The organism is Neomoorella carbonis (assembly GCF_045278715.1).
Lineage (GTDB): Bacteria > Bacillota > DSM-521 > Neomoorellales > Neomoorellaceae > Neomoorella > Neomoorella carbonis.
Genome location: NZ_CP136420.1, coordinates 847,201 through 866,503 on the forward strand (window position 1 = coordinate 847,201; position 19,303 = coordinate 866,503).

Genomic DNA, 19,303 nt, shown 5'->3' on the forward strand with positions numbered 1-19,303 from the left:
TGCAAAAAGGAGAATACGCATGCCTTTACCTGGTAACTTCTGGGCGGCTGGTATAGGCAGCCTGCCCTATCAGGAGCCCGGGCCGGCCCTGGAACTCATCTTTAAGAATATGCCCCTGATACCCCACTGGCCCCAGTTACCCCGGCGGGGGCATCAGGAGCACTTTGTTTACCAGAGCCTGTCCCCCCTGGTGCGCCTGGGATTGATTAAAGACGACCCCGGCAAGATGCCGGTATTTACCGATGCCAGCCCTGATTGGGCCGCTAAGCTTACGGCCTTTTACAGCCTTTACCTGGAGGCGGAAGCCGGGAGCGAAGAAGCCCTGGCGGCCTTTGCCATTCCCCGGGAAGCCGGGACCGGCTTTTATGCCCTGGTGGCATACCTGGAACAGAAAGGTACCGGCAAAGCCCGCTATCTCAAAGGCCAGGTAGCCGGTCCGATAACTGCCGGCCTTTACTTAAGCAGCAGCTCCGGGCGCAGCGCCTTTTATGACCATCAGTTAAGGGACCTCATCGTTAAGACCACGGCCATGCAGGCATGCTGGCAGGCCCGGGAACTGGGACGCTTCGGCCTGCCGGTGCTGGTATTCGTCGATGATCCGGCCCTGGCCGCCTACGGTACTTCCACCCATGTGGCTTTACAGCGAGATGAACTGGTGGAGGCCCTGGCCGGTGTAGTAGAGGGCATCAGGGCCGGGGGCGGCTTGCCCGGTGCCCATTCCTGCAGCGGGGTGGAATGGCCCGTCTTTTTCGAGGCCGGCTACCAGGTTTTAAGCTTTGACGCTTACAATTACTTTACCTCCCTCCAGGTTTTTGCCTCCGATGTGGCCGCTTTCCTGGAGCGGGACGGTGTGCTGGCCTGGGGGATTGTGCCTACCTATGAACAGGCCTGGCAGGAAACGCCGGCCAGCCTGGTTGCCAGGCTGCAGGGGGCAATTGAGGAGCTGGCCCGGAAAGGTGTGGACCGGGAGCGCCTTTACCACCAGGCCCTGGTGACCCCGGCCTGTGGCACTGGCGTGCTGGAAGTGCGCCTTGGCGAGCACATTTACAAGTTAACGGCCGAAGTGGCAGGACTTATGGCCTGATGGCTCCCTGGGCTTGGAGCCGCAAAAGAAAGCTTTCTCCCGAAAAACGGCGAAAATATGTTCTATAGCAGAAAAACTCTCCATTCGTGAGGGTTTTTCTTTTTCTGCAGCAGGAATTTTTATCCTGGCAGCGAATATTATGTTGTGGTGTTAAGTGGGGCATTGTGGCATGAAGTGGTAGGAAAGTGGGATGCCGCCCGTGTTCATGGGGGAGTTCCAGCATACCATTGATGATAAAGGACGGCTGATTATCCCGGCGCGCTTCCGAGAGGAGCTGGGAGAAAAATTTGTAATCACCAAGGGCCTGGACAACTGTCTTTTCGTCTACCCCATGAGCGGCTGGGCGGAGATGGAACAGAAACTGCGCAGCCTGCCCTTTACGCGGGCTGATGCCCGTGCCTTTGTCCGCTTTTTCTTTTCCGGGGCCACGGAATGTGAGCTCGACCGCCAGGGGAGAATACTGCTACCGGCGAATTTACGGGAATACGCCCGCCTGGAAAGAGAAGTGGTCATTGTGGGCGTTGCCACGCGGGTAGAAATCTGGAGCCGCTCCCTGTGGGAGCAGTACTGCCAGGAAACGGCGGCCCAGTACGAGTCCCTGGCCGAAAAAATCGTCGACTTTGATATTTAGGGGTGGCTGCTTTGCCCTATGCTCATCAGCCGGTGTTGCTGGCGGAAGTTGTACAGTTTCTTGACCCGCGGCCCGGGGAAATCTTTGTGGATGCCACCGTTGGCGGTGGCGGTCACAGCGCCGCCATTTTACCCCGCCTGCTTCCCGGCGGGCGTTTAATCGGGCTGGATCGCGATGCCGAGGCCATTAACGCTGCCGGGGAGCGGCTGGCGCCCTTTGGAGGAGCCGTAGAACTGGTTCAAGCTAATTTCAAGGACCTGGCCAGGGTTTTACAAAGCAAGGGGATCAAGGCCGTGGACGGCCTTCTCTTTGACCTGGGGGTATCATCCTATCAACTGGACAACCCGGAGCGTGGTTTTAGCTATCAGGTTGAAGCCCCCCTGGATATGCGCATGGGCCGGGAGCAGGAGTTAACGGCGGCGACAGTTGTTAATACCTGGCCTGAAAGTAAACTGGCCCAGATTATCTGGGAGTACGGCGAAGAACGCTGGGCCAGGCGTATAGCGGCCTTTATCGTAGCAGCCCGGCAAAAAGCACCCGTTACCACCACCACCCAGCTGGCAGCCATTATCAAGGCAGCAATTCCGGCCAGGGCGAGGAGGTCCGGACCTCATCCCGCCAAGCGGACCTTTCAAGCCCTCCGGATTGCCATTAATGGCGAACTGGATGCCCTGCAGGCGGCCATGGAAAAATTGGAGCAAGTTTTAAATCCGGGTGGCCGGGTGGGGGTTATATCCTTTCATTCCCTGGAAGACAGGATAGTAAAAAAAACTTTCCAGCGTTTAAGCGGCCATTGCACCTGCCCGCCGGAATTGCCGCTTTGTATTTGTGGCAGGAAGCGAGTTTTAGAACCGGTTACGCGTAAAGCGGTAACTCCATCGGCGGCAGAAATCGCCGCCAATCCCAGGGCCCGCAGTGCGAAGCTCCGGGTGGCCCGAAGGGTTCTAAAGGAAAAGGATGGTGAATAAGCTATGTTAGCAGCACCACCGCAGGAACTCGCCTATAAAACAAGCGTGGCCCATAAGCAGGCAGCGGGAAGGAAAACGCCCCGACCGCGGGTGCAAAATAGGGCCAGGCAGAAAGTGATGTTGCTGGGCCTTGTTTTGCTGGCCATCGGCATTGCCTTTGCTAAAACCTATCTGGCGGTACAGGTGGTAATAAAAGGATACGAACTGGAAGCCCTGAAACAAGAAATCAATACTATACAAAGGGAAAATGAAAGGCTACAATTAGAGGTGGCCCGCTTAAAAGCACCGGAGCGGATAGCTGCCGTGGCTACCACCCGGCTGGGGATGGTGGAACCGCGGGAGGGGCAGCTTTATTATGTTCCGCGGCAGGCCGGGCAGGGACAGCAGCTGCAAGTGGCAGCTGGAGAACCGGCCGGGAAAGGGGATGAAACAAAAACGCCTGTCCACCAGTCCTGGCTGGCAGCCATTTCCCGGGCTCTGCAAAACTGGTTGGAACCGGTACGTGTAGCCAGGGTTAACAGTTAGCTTGCCCGGGGCCAGCTGACCAAAGCCGTTAAGTTTAAGTGCCGGGGCTACCGGCGGGCCGCCGGCGAGGGGCGAAGGGCATGCAAACCAGCATCAATGTACGTAAGCGTTTAGCTTTTGCTTTTTTTATTTTGGCACTGGGACTGGTAACGGTTTTATTCCGGCTGGCATGGTTGCAGTTCGTGCGGGGCGGGGAACTACAGCAAAAAGCCATCGAAAACCGCCTCAATCCCATGCCGGTAGCGGCCCAGCGGGGAGTTATTTACGACCGCAACCGGCATGAACTGGCCATTAGTATAGCCACCGACTATATCGGGGCTTTTCCCTCAGAAATAAAGGATTCTGGTAAGGCTCAGGAAATTGCGGCTAAATTAGGGGCCATCTTGAATATCCCTCCCGAAAAAATTCTGGAAAAAATAACCCGCAACACGGGGTTTGAATTTGTCGACCGTCAAGTGGAATTTGATAAAGCCCAAAGAATTAAAGACTTGAAATTACCGGGGATTGAAGTGGTACCTGAGAGCCGGCGTTATTACCCCAACGGGGTACTAGCGGCCCATGTGCTGGGTTTTGCCGGTATCGACAACCAGGGCCTGGAAGGCCTCGAGGCCATGTACGATAAAGAACTGGCCGGGGAAGACGGCAAAATTGTCCTGGAATTTGATGCCCTGGGCCGTGAAATCCCCAGGGCCACCCACCGTTATATACCACCGCAGAACGGCCACAGCCTTGTTCTTACCATTGACCAGACCATCCAGTATATTGCCGAGCGCGAACTTGACAAAATCATGGCCAGCCCTACCAGTCCTCGCAGGGCCAATATCATCGTCATGGACCCTAAAACGGGGGAAATCCTGGCCATGGCCAGCCGGCCGGCCTTTGATCCCAATAATTATAGTAAATATCCCCGTACCCTCTGGGGCAACCCCCTGGTCCGGGATGCCTATGAACCGGGGTCGGCCTTTAAGATTATCACCGCCGCAGCAGCCCTGGAAGAAGGGGTTGTGAAACCGAATGACCGCTTTTTCGATCCCGGTTATATCAAAGTAGGGCCGGATACCATTAACTGCTGGCTGCCGGGGGGGCACGGCAGCGAGTCCTTTGCCGATGGGGTCAAAAACTCCTGCAACCCGGTCTTTGTCCAGGTGGCCCTGCGGCTGGAAGAGAAGAAAGCCGGCCTTTTTTATGATTACATCAAGGCCTTTGGTTTCGGTGAACCCACAGGAATTGATTTAACCGGCGAGGGGACGGGGTTATTGATCCCCGAGAATGAACTGAAGCCCATAAACATTGCCACCATCGGTATCGGTCAGGGCATTGCCGTTACTCCCATCCAATTAATTACGGCCGTTGCGGCGGTGGCCAACGGCGGCCAGCTGATCCGTCCCCACCTGGTCAAGGAAATCCTGGACAATAAGGGTAATGTTATTAAAAAGTACGAGCCCGAAGTGGTACGCCGGGTCATCTCGCCGGCAACGGCCAGATTGCTCGGTGAAATGTTAGAAACCGTTGTCAGTGAAGGAACCGGGCGCAATGCCTATATTCCCGGCTACCGGGTGGGCGGTAAAACGGGTACGGCCCAGAAGGCCGGTCCCGGGGGTTATATGGAAGGAAAATACGTGGCCTCCTTCATTGGTTTTGCACCGGTTAATGACCCCCGCCTGGTGGCCCTGGTAACCATTGACGAGCCCAAAGGATATCCTTATTATGGTGGGACGGTGGCCGCCCCTATTTTCCAGCGGGTGGTCAGCGATGCCCTCCACTACCTCAAAGTACCGCCCCAGTATGACAGCGGGCATAAGGATCAGGAAAAGCCCCCGGCGCCGGTTACCGTACCCAATGTCGTCGGCCGCGACCTGGCTGCGGCCCGGGCTGAACTGGAGAAAGCCGGCCTGGCGGTACGGGTGGAAGGCAGCGGGGGACAGGTAATTGCCCAGGTGCCTAAAGGAGGAGCCGTCGTCCCGGCGGGAACCCATGTGATCCTGTACCTTCAGGGCGATCCCGCCAGGCCCCGGGTACCGGATGTTGCCGGCCTGCGGGTGAGCGAGGCGGCGGAAATCCTCGAAGCCTATGGCCTGAACCTGGTACCGGAAGGAACCGGTCAGGCGGCCGGGCAAGACCCTGCCCCGGGAACGGTGGTCTCCCCGGGAACGAAAGTAAAGGTCAAGTTCTTTGAACCATCCCAGGAAGTACTGGGACCGTAGCATAATAGCCCGGCGCTTGCGGCGCCGGGCTAAACCATTGCAAGGTTAAATTACCAGTAGTTGGCAAGAATATAACTGATACTCATGGCACTCGAGGAGGAACATGCGGGCAGTGACCCTGGAGGAATTAGTAGCGGCAATAGATGTCATCGACCGCGGCGGCGATCAGCGGGTTTCCCTTACCGGGCTTCATTATGACTCCCGGCAGGTGCAGCCCGGTTTTCTTTTCGTAGCCATCAAAGGCTTTAAGACCGACGGTCACTTATATATAAAGGACGCCATGACTAAAGGCGCGGTAGCCGTCGTCCTCGAGGAGGAAGTGTCCCTGCCACCCGGGGTAGCCTGGGTGCGGGTAAAAAACAGCCGCCGCGCTTTAGGTATGCTTGCGGCCCGTTTTTACGGTTATCCCAGCCGGCGGTTGCGCCTCATCGGAGTAACCGGCACCAACGGCAAGACTACGACCACCCATCTGATCCAGGCCGCCCTGGAAGGCGCCGGCCGACCTACTGGCCTGCTGGGCACCATCGCCAACCGCCTGGGCGATCAGGTCTTACCGGCCGCCCACACCACCCCTGAGGCCCTTGACCTGCAGGCCCTTCTCCACCGCCTGGTTAACCTCGGGGCTCAGGGAGCAGTGATGGAGGTATCCTCCCATGCCCTGGCCCTGCACCGGGTGGGAGGGGCCGAGTTTGACGCGGCCGTTTTTACCAATTTGACCCAGGATCACCTGGACTTCCACCGGGATATGGAGGACTACTTTCAAACCAAAGCCGGGCTCTTCCAGGCCCTGGGCCAAGGCGTTAAAGGAGGACCGAAATACGCCGTCATCAACGGCGACGACCCCTATGGCGCCCGCTTAAAAACTTTGACCCCGGTGCCCGTGATTACTTACGGTTGCAGTGCTGAATGCCAGGTCCGGGCCCGGGATATAAATTTGACAGCGGACGGTGCTACCTGCCGGGTGACCTGGCCGGCGGGAGAAACGGAACTCAAACTCCAGCTCACCGGTCGTTTTAATATTTACAATGCCCTGGCGGCCTTTACTGTAGCCTGGCAGGAAGGCCTTGACCCCGCGACGATTGTGAAAACTTTAGGGGGGGTCAGGGGTGTACCCGGCCGCCTGGAACAGGTGCGCCAGGGCCAGCCCTTCACTGTGGTCGTCGATTATGCCCATACCCCCGACGGCCTGGAGAATGTCCTCCAGGCGGCCCGCCAGGTAACCAGGGGGAACCTGATTGTCGTTTTCGGGTGCGGCGGCAACCGGGACCGGGGCAAACGCCCCCTGATGGGCAAAGCAGCCGCCAGATTAAGCGATTACTGCATTATTACGTCTGACAACCCCCGCGATGAAGATCCGGAGGCTATTATTGCTGATATTCTCCCCGGGGTAAAGGAGGTTCCCGGCGCCCGCTACCAGGTGGTGGCGGACCGGCGCCGGGCCATTGCCGCGGCCCTGGCGCGGGCCCGCGAGGGAGATATGGTGGTTATTGCCGGCAAGGGGCATGAGACCTACCAGATCGTCAAGGGCCGGATCCTACCTTTTGACGATCGCCAGGTAGCCAGGGAAGAACTGGCGGCCCTGGGTTATACCGGGGAGGGAGCTTCATGTTAGTGGCCACAGCCGGAGAAATATGTGCCGCCGTCCAAGGACGGCTGATTTGCGGGGAAGAGACAACCACGGTCAGGGGGGTCAGCACCGACAGCCGAGCTATCAAGCCGGGGATGCTTTTTATCGCCCTAAAAGGGGAGCGCTTTAACGGCCACGATTTTATCGGGGCGGCCCTGACCGCCGGAGCGGCGGCGGCCATAGGGGAACACTTCCCGCCGGAAATAGCGGCCGGCCGGCACCCGGAACAGGCCCTGATCCAGGTGGAAGACACCCTCAAGGCCCTGCAACGGCTGGCCGCTTTCCACCGGCAGAAAAATTTTACCGGTCCCCTCATCGCCGTAACTGGCTCCAGCGGCAAAACCACGACCAAAAATCTGGTGGCCGCTGTGTTGAGTTCAGGGATGAAGGTTTTAAAGACCCCGGGCAATTTTAACAACGAGATCGGCCTGCCCCTGACCCTTTTGAGCCTTGCACCCGAACATGAGGCCGCCGTGGTAGAGATGGCCATGCGGGGCCGGGGGGAAATTGCCGCCCTGTGTGCCATCGCCCGGCCAACCATGGGCATCATCACCAATATCGGTACGGCCCATCTGGAACGCCTGGGTTCAGTGGCCGGTATCGCTGCGGCAAAGGGGGAACTCCTGGCTGCCCTGCCCCCCGGAGGGGTGGCTATTTTAAACGGCGACGACGAATGGTGCCGTAAGCTGGCAGCTACCTGTCCCTGCCGGGTAATCTTTTACGGTATCAGGAGCCAGGCGGATGTCATGGCCCGGGACATTACCGCCCTGGGAGCGCAGGGCACGACCTTTACCGCCGTTTTTCCTGAAGCCGAGGTCCGGCTGCAAATACCGGTGCCGGGCCTGCATAATGTTTATGACACCCTGGCCGCCCTGGCCGCCGGTTACACCTTAAACCTGGCTCCGGATACCATGACCGCGGGGCTGAAAAACTGGCCGACGGAAAACTTGCGCCAGGAGTTGCGGCCGGGACCGGGGGGGTGCCTGGTTTTTAACGATGCCTACAACGCCAATCCCGAATCCATGCAGGCCGCCCTCCAGGTTCTGGCCACCTTGCCGGGCCGCAAAGTGGCCGTCCTGGGGGATATGCGTGAACTGGGCCCCATGGCTCCGGCCCTCCACCGTGAAGTGGGCAGGTTTGCCGCTGGATTAGGCCTTTTTCGCCTGATTACCGTAGGGGAACTGGCCCGGGAAATAGCCGCGGGGGCAATGGCCGCCGGCATGCCGCCGGGACAGGTTTTCAGTTGCAACAATCACAGGGAAGCAGCAGGGCACCTGCTGGATCTAGGGGCCGGGGACGTCGTCCTGTTTAAGGGTTCGCGCCTGGCGGGCATGGAGCAGGTCCTGGCCTCCTGGGAGGGTGAGGCCGATGCCTGAGGCGTTAAAAGCCCTGGGCCTGGCGGCGGCGATTACCATTATCCTGGGTCCGCCGGTGATTGCTATCTTAAGGCGTTTGAAGGCGGGGCAGACAGTCCGCGATGACGGCCCCCGCCGCCACCTGGCCAAAACCGGCACCCCGACCATGGGCGGCATCTTATTCTTATTCGGCTTGACTGCCGCTTCCCTGGCAATGGCCCCGGTTTCACCGTTAATGTTATCGGCCCTCATCCTGACCTGGGGTTATGCCTTGATTGGCCTTGCCGACGATGGCTTGAAGGTAGTCTTTCACCGCCCTTTAGGCCTTTATGCCCGCCAGAAGCTGGGCGGCCAGGTGCTCCTGGGCCTGGTGGCCGGTGTGGTGGCCATGCTCTGGCTGGGCCGGGGCAGCGCCCTCCAGGTACCATTAACCGGCTTAACCCTGGACCTGGGCTGGTCTTACCCGCTGCTGGCGGCCCTGCTCCTGGTGGCTACAACTAACGCCGTAAACCTGACGGATGGGCTGGACGGCCTGGCGGCCGGCATTACCCTTTGGGTGGCCCTGGCTTACGGCCTCATTGCCGTGGCTGCCGGGCAGCGGGAGATGGCAATATTTGCTGCCGCCCTGGCGGGAGGATGTCTGGGTTTTTTAGCGTATAATTTTCATCCAGCGAAAGTTTTTATGGGTGATACCGGTTCCCTGGCCCTGGGGGCGGCCATCGGTTTTCTGGCCATCATGACCCGGACGGAATTGGTACTGCCAGTCCTGGGCGGGGTTTACGTTATCGAAGCCCTTTCGGTGATCCTGCAGGTAGCGTCCTTTCGTCTTACCGGCCGGCGCCTCTTTCGCATGAGCCCCCTGCACCATCACTTTGAACTGATGGGCTGGCCGGAAACTAGAGTAGTGCTTTTCTTCTGGTTCCTGGCCATAGTTTTGGTTGCTGCCGGTCTTTATGTTTTAACTATTTAAAAGTGGACAGGAAGAAGGTAGAAAAATGTCCTGGCAGGGCAAGAAAGTACTGGTAGCAGGCCTGGGTAAAAGCGGCCGGGCGGCAGCAGCCGAATTGGCCCGCCTGGGCGCCAGGGTTACGGCCTGCGATCAAAAATTATTAGAAGGAGAAGAAATCGAGGCTTTAAGCCGGGCCGGGGTCGAGCTTATCTTAGGCCGCTACCCGGAGGTAGCCTTGCTGCAACCCCAGCTGGTGGTAACCAGTCCCGGGGTACCTTCCTGGGAACCGCCCCTGGCCGGGGCGCGGCAGCTGGGGATTCCCATCTGGAGCGAACTGGAGCTCGCCTACCGTCTCCTGCCGCCGGGGGTAAAGATAGCTGCCGTTACCGGAACCAACGGCAAGACAACTACCACCGCCCTGTGCGGTCAGATCCTTCGGGATGCCGGTCTCCCGGTGGCAGTGGGGGGCAACATCGGCATTCCCCTGGTAAAGGAAATAAGGGATATAGTCCCGGGAGGCTACGTCGTTTGCGAGGTCAGCAGCTTCCAGCTGGAGGCCGTAGCCTCTTTCCGCCCGCGGGTCGCGGTGATTTTGAATATTACCCCGGATCACCTGGACCGCCATGGCAATCTGGCCAGCTACATAGCCGCCAAAGCTCGCCTTATATCCTTCCAGGAAACGGGAGATTTTGCCGTTTTAAATTACGATGATCCCTTAACCCGCGATCTGGCTGATAAGACAAAAGCCCGGGTATTATTTTTCAGCCGCCGGCAGCAGCCGGAGCCGGGCGCCTTTCTTAAAGACGATGTAATTTACGCCAACCTTGGGGACGGGGAAATCAGGTTATGCCACCGGGCAGAGCTTTCTTTAAAAGGCGACCATAACCTCGAAAACTGCCTGGCAGCTTCCCTGGTTGCCCTGGCTCTGGGGGTAAAGCCCCAACAGTTAGTGTCCACGCTAAAAACCTTCCCCGGGGTTCCCCACCGCCTGGAACGGGTAGCCGAAGTGGACGGTGTCCTCTATATTAATGACTCTAAAGGGACGAACCCCGAGGCGACCATGAAGGCTATTGAGGCCTATCCCAACCCCCTGGTCCTTATTGCCGGGGGGAGGAATAAAGGCAGTGACTTTACCCTGCTGGCTCAGAAAATGGCCGGCCGGGTCAAGTACCTGGTCCTGGTGGGCGAAGCGGCTCCGGACCTGGAGCAGGCTGCCAGGAGGGCGGGGATTGAGCATATCTACCGGGCCTCTGATTTTAAAGATGCCGTTCTGGAGGCAGCCCGGCAGGCCTCCCCGGGGGACATCGTCATGCTTTCGCCGGCCTGCGCCAGCTGGGATATGTTTAAAAACTACGAAGAACGGGGCGACCTGTTCAAAAGTATAGTACGTGAACTGGCGGAAAACAGCGATGGAGGAGGTAACCATCATGCGCCGCAGGGCGGGGCCCGTTGATTTCTGGCTCTTACTGCCATGTTTGCTCCTGCTCGGGATAGGGATTATCATGGTCTTTAGCGCCAGCGCCCTTACTTCCTCCTACAACTACGGCGATCCCTACTACTTTTTAAAACGCCAGCTGGCCTGGGCGGCCATCGGCCTGAGCGGGCTTTTTTTTACCATGCAGTTTGATTATATCCATTTGCGCCGCCTGGCAGCTCCTTTCCTGGGGCTGGCCATTCTCCTCCTGGTGCTGGTCTTGATTATCGGCACCGCGTCCCGGGGTTCGGCCCGCTGGCTGGGGGTGGGCTCTTTAAGTTTCCAGCCTTCGGAAACCATTAAACTGGCCATGGTAATCTTCCTGGCCACCAGCCTCGCCCAAAACCGCCAGCGCCTCCATTCCCTGGTGCAGGGGATAGGGCCTTATCTTGCCCTGATGGCTCTGGTGTGTCTCCTTATCCTGGCCCAGCCCGACCTTGGCACGGCTGTGGCCGTGGCCGGGACCACTTACCTCATGCTCACGGTAGCGGGGGCGGATAAACGTTACCTGGCCCTGCTGGCTATCCTGGGGGTGGCGGCGGTGGCCCTGGCCATTATCATTGCCCCCTACCGTATGGCCCGCTTTACCGCCTTTCTAAACCCCTGGGCTGACCCCCGCGGGAAAGGCTGGCAGACGATCCAGTCCCTGCTGGCCATTGGCTCCGGCGGCCTCTTTGGTACCGGACTGGGTCAGGGACGGCAGAAGCTCTACTACCTTCCGGAAAACCACACGGACTTTATCTTCGCCATTTTAAGCGAAGAGCTGGGGTTTATCGGCGCCGCCCTGGTGGTAATCCTCTTTTTAATCCTGGTCTGGCGGGGGTTCCATACGGCTTTTAAAGCTCCCGACGCCTTTGGCAGCCTCCTGGCCGCCGGCCTGACCATAATGCTGGCCCTCCAGGCCCTGATCAATATGGGGGTGGTCACCGGGATGCTGCCGGTGACGGGCATCACCCTGCCCCTGGTGAGCTACGGCGGTTCTTCCCTGATATTTTCCTTGCTGGGTGTCGGTATTTTGCTCAATATATCCCGCTATGCCCGGCGCTGACGCGGAGCCGGTGCTGGTTTAGAGGTGAACTGGCCTTGCGAATTATTATTACCGGCGGGGGGACCGGCGGTCATGTCTACCCGGCCCTGGCCATTGCCCGGGGCCTGCAGCAGGCCCGGCCGGAAATAGAATTATTGTATATCGGTACAGCCAGGGGGCTGGAAGCCGATGTCGTCCCCCGGGCCGGCCTTCCTTTTGCAACCATTACCGTCCAGGGGCTGGAGCGGCGCCGGATCTGGAAAAACATCTTCGCCCTGGCGAAAATAGCCCGGGGCCTGGGAGAAGCCTGGATCCAGGTGCGGCGCTTCCGCCCCGATCTGGTTGTAGGTACCGGCGGCTATGTCAGCGGCCCGGTGTGCCTGGCCGCGGCCCTGCTGGGCATACCGGTAATTCTCCATGAACAGAACGCCTTTCCCGGCCTCACCAACCGCCTGCTGGCCAACATGGCCCGGGCCGTTTGCCTGACCTTCCCTGAAGCGGCCGGCCGCTTCCCCCGCCGTGCCCGCCTGGTAACAACCGGCCTGCCGGTGCGGCCGGAAATTCTCCGGGCCGACCGCGGCGTTAGCCGCCGGCAGCTGGGCCTCCGGGAAAACCAGTTATTCTTAGTGGTTGTCGGCGGCAGCCAGGGGGCCCGCAGCCTCAATCAGGCCATGTTGCCGGTACTGAAAGAACTGGCCGGGCGGCCTGATGTGAGTATACTCCAGGTAACAGGGCGCCGTGACTACGAAGGTTACCTGCAGCAGGTGCGGGAATGGGGAATAGACCTGGACAAATATGGTAATATTACCATCAAGCCTTATGTTTATGATCTGGAACATGCCCTGGCTGCAGCCGACCTGGTAATTGGACGGGCAGGGGCTTCTTTTTTGGCGGAAATACTGGCCAGGGGCTTACCTTCAATCCTGATTCCTTACCCTCATGCTGCCGCCAATCACCAGGAGTATAACGCCCGGGCTGTAGCCAGGAAAGGGGCGGCCGTCCTCATCCTGGACCGGGAACTGAAAGGCGGACGTCTCTACCAGATTGTCAGCCATCTCCTGGCCGATCGCGGGCGCCTGCAGGCCATGGCAGCAACAGCGAAGAGATTGGGCCGGCCCGGGGCCCTGGAGGCCATATTAGAAGTAATCTTAGCCGAGATGGAAAGGTTGAAACGTTAATTCTAACGCAGGACAAGCCTATTTCCCGCCCGGGCGGCTGTCCTCCCATACCGGGAAACGGCTGCCCTCTTTCCAGGCACCTGTTATGCAGGCCGTGCATATGATGCTGATGTAGCAGCCAGGGCGGTAACAGCTTCGCGGGAAGGAGATGAAAGATTTGGAAGCAAGGGGGTGGACCCACTTCGTCGGCATTGGCGGGGTGGGTATGAGCGGTCTGGCCCAGCTGTTGCTGGGCCAGGGTTACCGGGTATCAGGCTCGGACCCCAAAGAAAATAATTTTACCCGGCAATTGGCCGAACAGGGTGCTGTAATCTACCATCGTCATGAAGCAGGGAATATAGCTCCGGCTGTGCAGGAGGTTGTTATCTCCTCGGCAGTACCGCCCGACAATCCTGAAGTTATTGCCGCCCGCAACCGGGGTTTACCCGTTATCAAGCGCGGGGAACTGCTGGCGCGGTTGTTTAACGCCCGGCGAGGTATTGCTGTAGCCGGCGCCCACGGCAAAACCACCACCTCCGCAATGGTAGCCCTGACCCTGAAGGAAGCCGGCCTGGACCCGGCAGCCGTTATTGGCGGTTATGTCCGCGAGTTTGACGGTAATACCCTGCCGGGGAGGGGGCCTTATTTCGTGGCCGAGGCCGATGAAAGCGACGGTTCGTTTTTATGGTTAAAGCCGGAAATCGCCGTGGTAACCAATATCGAGAGCGATCACCTGGATCACTACGGCAGCCTGGAAAGAATCGTCGCCGCCTTCGCCGCATTTTTGGACCAGATCCGTCCGGACGGCAGGGCCGTTTTGTGTACCGAAGATCCCCGGGTGGCGATGCTTGCCAGGGAGTGCAGGCGGGCGGTAATTACTTACGGCTTTAACGGCGAGGCCGATTTCCGGGCCGGCAAGGTAACCTTACAGGGTCTTGGGGGATGTGCTGCCATATATTACCGTGACCGTTACCTGGGAGAGCTCGTTTTGCAGGTACCGGGGCGTCATAATATTTTGAATGCCCTGGGTGCCATTGCCGTAGCCTACCAGCTGGAGATACCCTTTCCGGTCGTTGCCCGGGCCCTGGAGGCTTTTCGTGGTGCCGGCCGCCGCTTTGAGGTCCTCTGGGATGATGGCGCTATCCGGGTGGTTGATGACTATGCCCACCACCCGACGGAAGTTGAGGCTACCCTGGCGGCGGCCGGCCAGGTGGGAGCGCGGCGGGTGATAGCCGTCTTCCAGCCCCACCGTTATACCCGGACCTACCACCTCTACCGGGAATTTGGGCGGGCCTTTAACCGGGCTGATATTGTCATTATCAATGACATATATGCAGCCGGGGAAAAGCCCCTGGACGGGGTAACTTCCCGGCTTATCCTGGACGAAATCAAAAGAAACGGCCACCCGCAGGTTTATTACCTGCCCACCCTGGAAGAAACCATGGCTTTTCTAAAAGAATCCTGTACTGCCGGGGACTTGATTTTAACCATGGGCGCCGGGGATGTGTGGCAGGTAGGGGTTCAGCTGGCCCGCTTTCTGGCTGCCAAACAGGCTTTTTGCGAGGTGGGCGCTTGAGCATGCATCTAGCGTCCCTGGCGCGAGAACTACAGCAGGGTTTACAGGGAGAAGTGTTGATCAACGAACCCCTGGCCCGCCACACGACCTGGCGTATAGGCGGGCCGGCCGATCTGCTCGCCCGGCCCGCAACCGGAGAGGAATTTGATTTCTGCCTGGATTTTGCGCGGCAAAAGGGTTTACCCCTGCATATTATGGGTAACGGCTCCAATCTTTTAGTGCGGGACGGTGGTGTCCGCGGCCTGGTAGTCCAGACCAGGGCCTGGCGCCAGGTTGTGGTCCGGGAACAGGGTATAAAGGCCTGCGCCGGCGCCCTCATTGCCCGGGTGCTGGCAATCGCCGTCCGGCATGGCCTGGGGGGTCTGGAGTTTGCCGCCGGCATTCCGGCCACCATAGGCGGGGCCGTGGTTATGAATGCCGGTACTCCGGAGGGCTGCCTGGGAGATATTGTCCGCGGGGTGGAGATAGTTGCCCCTGACGGCAGCCGGCGTTACCTGGAGGGCCAGGATATAACCTTTAGCTATCGTTCCACTTCCTTACGCCGGATGGGGACGGTTGTTGCTGTCGATTTAGCAATGACTGCCCGGGATCCCCGGCTTATCCAGGAAAGGGTGCAGGCAAATCTTGAGCGTCGGCGGGCCAGGCAGCCCCTGGAATGGCCCAATGCCGGCAGCGTCTTTAAAAACCCGCCGGGCTATTATGCGGGTCAGCTCATTGAAGAGGTGGGGGCCAAGGGGTGGCGGGCCGGCCAGGCGCAGGTGTCAACCAAACACGCTAACTTTATTATTAATCTGGGCCGGGCTACGGCTGCCGATGTCCTGGAACTCATAGCCAGGATCCAGGAGGCTGTAGCCGGTTCCTTCGGGATTAACCTGGAACTGGAAGTGGAAGTTTGGGGTGAAGGCCTGTAGCTAGGGGAGGGATAGCCTTGGAGGAGTGTCTGGTTATCAATGGGGGGCGGCGCCTGGAAGGGACGGTGACCGTCAAAGGAGCCAAGAACGCAGCCCTCCCTATCATGGCGGCCATGCTCCTGGCGACAGGAGAGTGCACTTTACGGCGCGTACCAAACCTCCAGGATGTTGCCGTGATGGCGGCCGTCATTCGCTCCCTGGGGCTAAAGATAGAACGGAGCAATACAGCCCTATATGTGAGCCCGGCAACGGTAACCTCGCCCGAAGTACCGGCAGAATTGATGCGGCAACTCAGGGCTTCCAACCTGGTTATGGGACCCCTCCTGGGGCGTTACCGCTACTTCCGGGTTCCCTATCCTGGCGGCTGTGCCATCGGCTCCCGGCCCATGGACCTGCACCTGAAAGGTTTCAGGGCCATGGGCGCTGAAATAACGGAAAGCCAGGGCTACATCGAAGCCAGGACGACCGGCCTCCGGGGAACTTCCATCTACCTGGACTTTCCCAGCGTCGGGGCGACGGAAAACCTGATGATGGCCGCCGTCCTGGCCGAAGGGGTTACTATTCTCCACAATGCCGCCCGGGAACCGGAAATCGTTGACCTGCAGAATTTCTTAAATAGCCTGGGAGCCCGGATTCAAGGCGCCGGCCAGGATACCATCCGCATTGAAGGGGTTAAGGAACTTAAGCAGGCAGACTATGAGATTATTCCGGATCGGATTGAAGCCGGCACCTTCCTGGCGGCGGCAGCTGGAACCGGCGGCGATATTTTGGTAAAAGATTGCCAGCCGGAACACCTTCTGGCCATCATGGCCAAGTTAACGGAGATGGGGGCGCAGATTACAGTCAAAAGGGACGGTATTCGCCTTCAAGGTCCGGCACGATTAAAGGCCGTCGACTGCAAGACTTTACCCTACCCGGGTTTTCCCACCGATATGCAGCCCCAGCTCATGGCGTTAATGACGGTAGCCAGCGGGACCAGCGTCCTGGTGGAGAGCATTTTTGAAAATCGTTTCAAACATGCTGCTGAATTGCGGCGCCTGGGAGCCGATATTAAAATTGAGGGGCGGGTGGCGGTAATCAATGGCGTTCCCGGCTTAAGCGGCGGCCTGGTGGAAGCTTCCGACCTGCGGGCCGGGGCGGCCCTGGTAATTGCCGGCCTGATGGCCGAAGGGCAAACCCGGGTGGAAGGCGTTGCCCACCTGGACCGGGGCTACGAACAGCTGGAAGTACGCTTAAGGAGTTTGGGGGCGGATATCCGGCGACAGAAAGCCGGTGCAAGGTAAGAAGTGAGCAGGAGTCTTACTTCTTACCCTCCCTCTAGTGGACAGGCCTGCATTTTCTGGTATAATGGCAGTAAATGAGGTGGGTAAATGGTTATCCAGGCCCATTCACCCCGCGTTTACCGGCGGCGCCGGCAGCGGATGCGCCGATTATTGTTTTTTTTATTAACGGTAGCGGCCTTATTTTATTTTATCCATTCCGGTTTTTTCAGCCTGGAAAACATAGAGATTACCGGAAACGATCATATTCCCAAGGTTGAACTGGAAAATTTAATGGGTGTGGCCAGGGGCGTTAATCTCTGGCAGGTGGACACTTCGGCGATAGCCAAACGCCTGGCCGCCCATCCCCTGGTAGCCAGGGCCAGGGTGAGCCGTCGCTGGCCGCGAACCCTGGCCGTCCAGATCGAGGAAAGGACGCCGGCGGCTATCCTGGTGCAGGATGGCAGCTTTTTACTCGTTGATGGCAGCGGTGTGGTCATGGAAAGAATACCGCACATTGGCCACCTGCAGCTGCCTCTAGTTTCCGGCCTGGGCAAGCTGGAGAATACCGGCCCCGGCAGGGTGATTAGCCACCCCGGCCTGCAGGCTGCCCTGGCAGTGATCCGGCAGGTGCCGCCTGACGATTTAAACCAGATTCGGGAGATAATAGCCTCTTCCCCTGATAACCTGCAGCTTATCTGGGCGGACAATATCCTGGTTAAGTTTGGCGACGGGCAACAGGTGGCGGAGAAGCTGGGCAGGCTCCATGAAGCCCTCCATGGTCTTGCCGGCAGACAAGCTATTAATTATATTGATGTTAGCTTTACGGGACCGCCGGTAGTAAAATTTAACCAGCCTGAAAAACAGGAGAAGAAGGGATGAAGAAAGATGTGGATACCCTTGATCGGCCTTATCTTTGGGGTATTGATTGGCCTCCTGCTACCCGTAAAGGTACCGGTTGCTTACAGCAAGTATATGTCGGTGGCTGTCCTGGCAGCCCTGGATTCCGTTTTTGGGGGTCTCAGGGCCAGCATGGAGGAAAACTTTGATAATGCCATCTTTCTCACGGGATTTTTTTCGAATACTTTACTGGCGGCCTTTTTAGCTTATATAGGTGATCAGCTGGGGGTTGAGCTGTATCTTGCCGCCGTTCTGGTCTTTGGTATGCGTTTATTCCAGAACCTGGCTATCATCCGGCGTCACCTGCTCAAAAAGTGAGAAAATCTATTTGCAAAAAAAAGGGAAAGCGAAAGTTGTGTTGAATTCTCCTTCTAAATAGAAAGCCCGGGGAGCCTGGAGGTGCCAGAGTTTGCCCAAGGATAACGTGGTGGTCGGTCTCGATATAGGCACCACCAAGGTGGTTGCAGTTGTGGCGGAAATCACGCTACAGGGCCGCCTGAACATCATCGGCCTGGGGGAAACACCGTCCGGGGGCTTGCGTAAAGGTATAATCGTTGATATAGAAAATACGGCCCGGGCCATTGAAAAAGCGGTGGAACAGGCCGAGCGCATGAGCGGCTGTCATATATCTTCGGCCTTTGTCGGCCTGACAGGACCCCATATCGGCTCCGTCAACAACCGCGGGGTGGTGGCCGTTACCGGCGAAGACGGTGAGGTAGGGCCCGAAGATGTGGAGCGGGTCCTCCAGGCAGCCCGGGTAATACCCCTGCCGGCCGACAGGCGGATTATCCACGTCCTGCCGCGCCAGTATATTGTCGACGGTTATGACGGCATCATGGACCCCATCGGCATGAGCGGTTCGCGCCTGGAAGTGGAAACCCAGATTGTCACCGCGGCCGCGGCCGCAGTCCAGAATACCCTGAAAAGCGTGCAGCGGGCCGGCCTGGCGGTCGATGAACTGGTTTTGAATCCCCTGGCCTCTGCCGAGGCGGTACTTCAGCAGGCAGAAAAGGAGCTTGGTACCGTGGTGGTAGATATAGGCGGGGGCACGACGGAAATCGCCGTAATCTCCCAGGGATGCCTGTGGTTTGCCGCTGTCCTGCCCATAGGGAGCGAGCATATAACCAGCGACCTGGCGGTAGGTTTACGCACCCCCATCACCCAGGCCGAGATCATTAAAAAGGAACATGGCTGCGTCCTGGCGGAGCCGGCGGCGGAAAATGAATTTATCGAGGTGCCGGCGGTAGGGGGCAAGGAGAAAAAGCGGGTACCCAGGAAGATGCTGGCGGCCATTATCGCGCCCCGGGTAGAGGAAATTTTTACCCTCGTCCGCCGGGAGATTGACGGCTCCCATTTCCAGGGCCTGTTACCGGGAGGAGTGGTTTTGACAGGAGGCGGGGCTTTACTCGAGGGAATAACCCAGCTGGCAGGCGAAGCCCTGGCCATGCCGGTCCGCCTGGGCTGGCCGGAGAACAGCGGCGGGCTGGCCGATATGGTGGCTTCTCCGGCTTATGCCACTGCGGTGGGCCTGGTGAATTATGGCGCCGGTCGCCTGGCCCATACCCAGGCTGCCGCCGCACGCGAGGCCATCTGGGAGAACTTCTGGTCCCGGCTGAAAAACTGGTGGCGGGAACTTTTTTAAATAAAACATGAAAA

General features: G+C 58.6%; 17 protein-coding genes. All 17 read left to right on the forward strand.

Annotated features, from left to right (window positions below):
* Window positions 1-19 precede the first annotated feature (19 nt).
* The 17 genes from MCACP_RS04390 to ftsA all read left to right on the forward strand — a co-directional run bounded on the left by MCACP_RS04390 (window position 20) and on the right by ftsA (window position 19,289).
* The gene (locus MCACP_RS04390; protein WP_406678170.1) at window positions 20-1,084 is read left to right on the forward strand and encodes a hypothetical protein; all 1,065 of its coding nucleotides are present in this window, start codon (window positions 20-22) and stop codon (window positions 1,082-1,084) included.
* A gap of 199 nt (window positions 1,085-1,283) precedes the next feature.
* On the forward strand, window positions 1,284-1,715 hold the full coding sequence (gene mraZ, locus MCACP_RS04395; RefSeq protein ID WP_406678171.1) for a division/cell wall cluster transcriptional repressor MraZ: 432 nt from the start codon (window positions 1,284-1,286) through the stop codon (window positions 1,713-1,715).
* 11 nt (window positions 1,716-1,726) lie between these two features.
* Window positions 1,727-2,683 (forward strand): 16S rRNA (cytosine(1402)-N(4))-methyltransferase RsmH, encoded by a 957-nt coding sequence (gene rsmH / locus MCACP_RS04400; RefSeq protein ID WP_406678676.1) that lies wholly within the window; start codon window positions 1,727-1,729, stop codon window positions 2,681-2,683.
* A 3-nt stretch (window positions 2,684-2,686) separates the two neighbouring features.
* On the forward strand, window positions 2,687-3,208 hold the full coding sequence (locus MCACP_RS04405; RefSeq protein WP_406678172.1) for a septum formation initiator family protein: 522 nt from the start codon (window positions 2,687-2,689) through the stop codon (window positions 3,206-3,208).
* 80 nt (window positions 3,209-3,288) lie between these two features.
* Window positions 3,289-5,412 carry a stage V sporulation protein D gene (locus tag MCACP_RS04410; RefSeq protein WP_406678173.1) on the forward strand — a complete coding sequence of 708 codons (2,124 nt, stop codon included), beginning with the start codon at window positions 3,289-3,291 and terminating at the stop codon, window positions 5,410-5,412.
* Between the two features lie 103 nt (window positions 5,413-5,515).
* Window positions 5,516-7,024, forward strand: coding sequence for a UDP-N-acetylmuramoyl-L-alanyl-D-glutamate--2,6-diaminopimelate ligase (locus MCACP_RS04415; RefSeq protein ID WP_406678174.1), 1,509 nt, complete (start codon window positions 5,516-5,518; stop codon window positions 7,022-7,024).
* Window positions 7,018-8,415: a UDP-N-acetylmuramoyl-tripeptide--D-alanyl-D-alanine ligase gene (locus MCACP_RS04420; RefSeq protein ID WP_406678175.1), complete on the forward strand. Its 1,398-nt coding sequence runs from the start codon at window positions 7,018-7,020 to the stop codon at window positions 8,413-8,415. The genes MCACP_RS04415 and MCACP_RS04420 overlap by 7 nt, the downstream gene beginning before the upstream one ends.
* Window positions 8,408-9,364: a phospho-N-acetylmuramoyl-pentapeptide-transferase gene (gene mraY / locus MCACP_RS04425; RefSeq protein ID WP_406678176.1), complete on the forward strand. Its 957-nt coding sequence runs from the start codon at window positions 8,408-8,410 to the stop codon at window positions 9,362-9,364. The genes MCACP_RS04420 and mraY overlap by 8 nt, the downstream gene beginning before the upstream one ends.
* Window positions 9,365-9,389: 25 nt before the next feature.
* A complete protein-coding gene (gene murD, locus MCACP_RS04430) occupies window positions 9,390-10,796 on the forward strand; it encodes a UDP-N-acetylmuramoyl-L-alanine--D-glutamate ligase (protein ID WP_406678177.1) in 1,407 nt (468 codons plus the stop codon).
* The gene (gene ftsW / locus MCACP_RS04435) at window positions 10,771-11,865 is read left to right on the forward strand and encodes a putative lipid II flippase FtsW (RefSeq protein ID WP_406678178.1); all 1,095 of its coding nucleotides are present in this window, start codon (window positions 10,771-10,773) and stop codon (window positions 11,863-11,865) included. Before murD ends, ftsW begins: the two co-directional genes overlap by 26 nt.
* 35 nt (window positions 11,866-11,900) lie before the next feature.
* On the forward strand, window positions 11,901-13,022 hold the full coding sequence (murG, locus tag MCACP_RS04440) for an undecaprenyldiphospho-muramoylpentapeptide beta-N-acetylglucosaminyltransferase (RefSeq protein ID WP_406678179.1): 1,122 nt from the start codon (window positions 11,901-11,903) through the stop codon (window positions 13,020-13,022).
* A gap of 148 nt (window positions 13,023-13,170) precedes the next feature.
* Window positions 13,171-14,577 (forward strand): UDP-N-acetylmuramate--L-alanine ligase, encoded by a 1,407-nt coding sequence (gene murC, locus MCACP_RS04445; RefSeq protein ID WP_406678180.1) that lies wholly within the window; start codon window positions 13,171-13,173, stop codon window positions 14,575-14,577.
* A gap of 2 nt (window positions 14,578-14,579) precedes the next feature.
* On the forward strand, window positions 14,580-15,488 hold the full coding sequence (gene murB, locus MCACP_RS04450) for a UDP-N-acetylmuramate dehydrogenase (protein WP_406678181.1): 909 nt from the start codon (window positions 14,580-14,582) through the stop codon (window positions 15,486-15,488).
* An 11-nt stretch (window positions 15,489-15,499) separates the two neighbouring features.
* Window positions 15,500-16,771 (forward strand): UDP-N-acetylglucosamine 1-carboxyvinyltransferase, encoded by a 1,272-nt coding sequence (gene murA, locus MCACP_RS04455; protein WP_428847735.1) that lies wholly within the window; start codon window positions 15,500-15,502, stop codon window positions 16,769-16,771.
* 87 nt (window positions 16,772-16,858) lie between these two features.
* Window positions 16,859-17,629 carry a cell division protein FtsQ/DivIB gene (locus MCACP_RS04460; protein ID WP_406678183.1) on the forward strand — a complete coding sequence of 257 codons (771 nt, stop codon included), beginning with the start codon at window positions 16,859-16,861 and terminating at the stop codon, window positions 17,627-17,629.
* 6 nt (window positions 17,630-17,635) lie between these two features.
* Window positions 17,636-17,965: a small basic family protein gene (locus MCACP_RS04465; RefSeq protein ID WP_406678184.1), complete on the forward strand. Its 330-nt coding sequence runs from the start codon at window positions 17,636-17,638 to the stop codon at window positions 17,963-17,965.
* A gap of 91 nt (window positions 17,966-18,056) precedes the next feature.
* Complete coding sequence (ftsA, locus tag MCACP_RS04470; protein ID WP_406678185.1) at window positions 18,057-19,289, forward strand: cell division protein FtsA; 1,233 nt, start codon at window positions 18,057-18,059, stop codon at window positions 19,287-19,289.
* Window positions 19,290-19,303 lie beyond the last annotated feature (14 nt).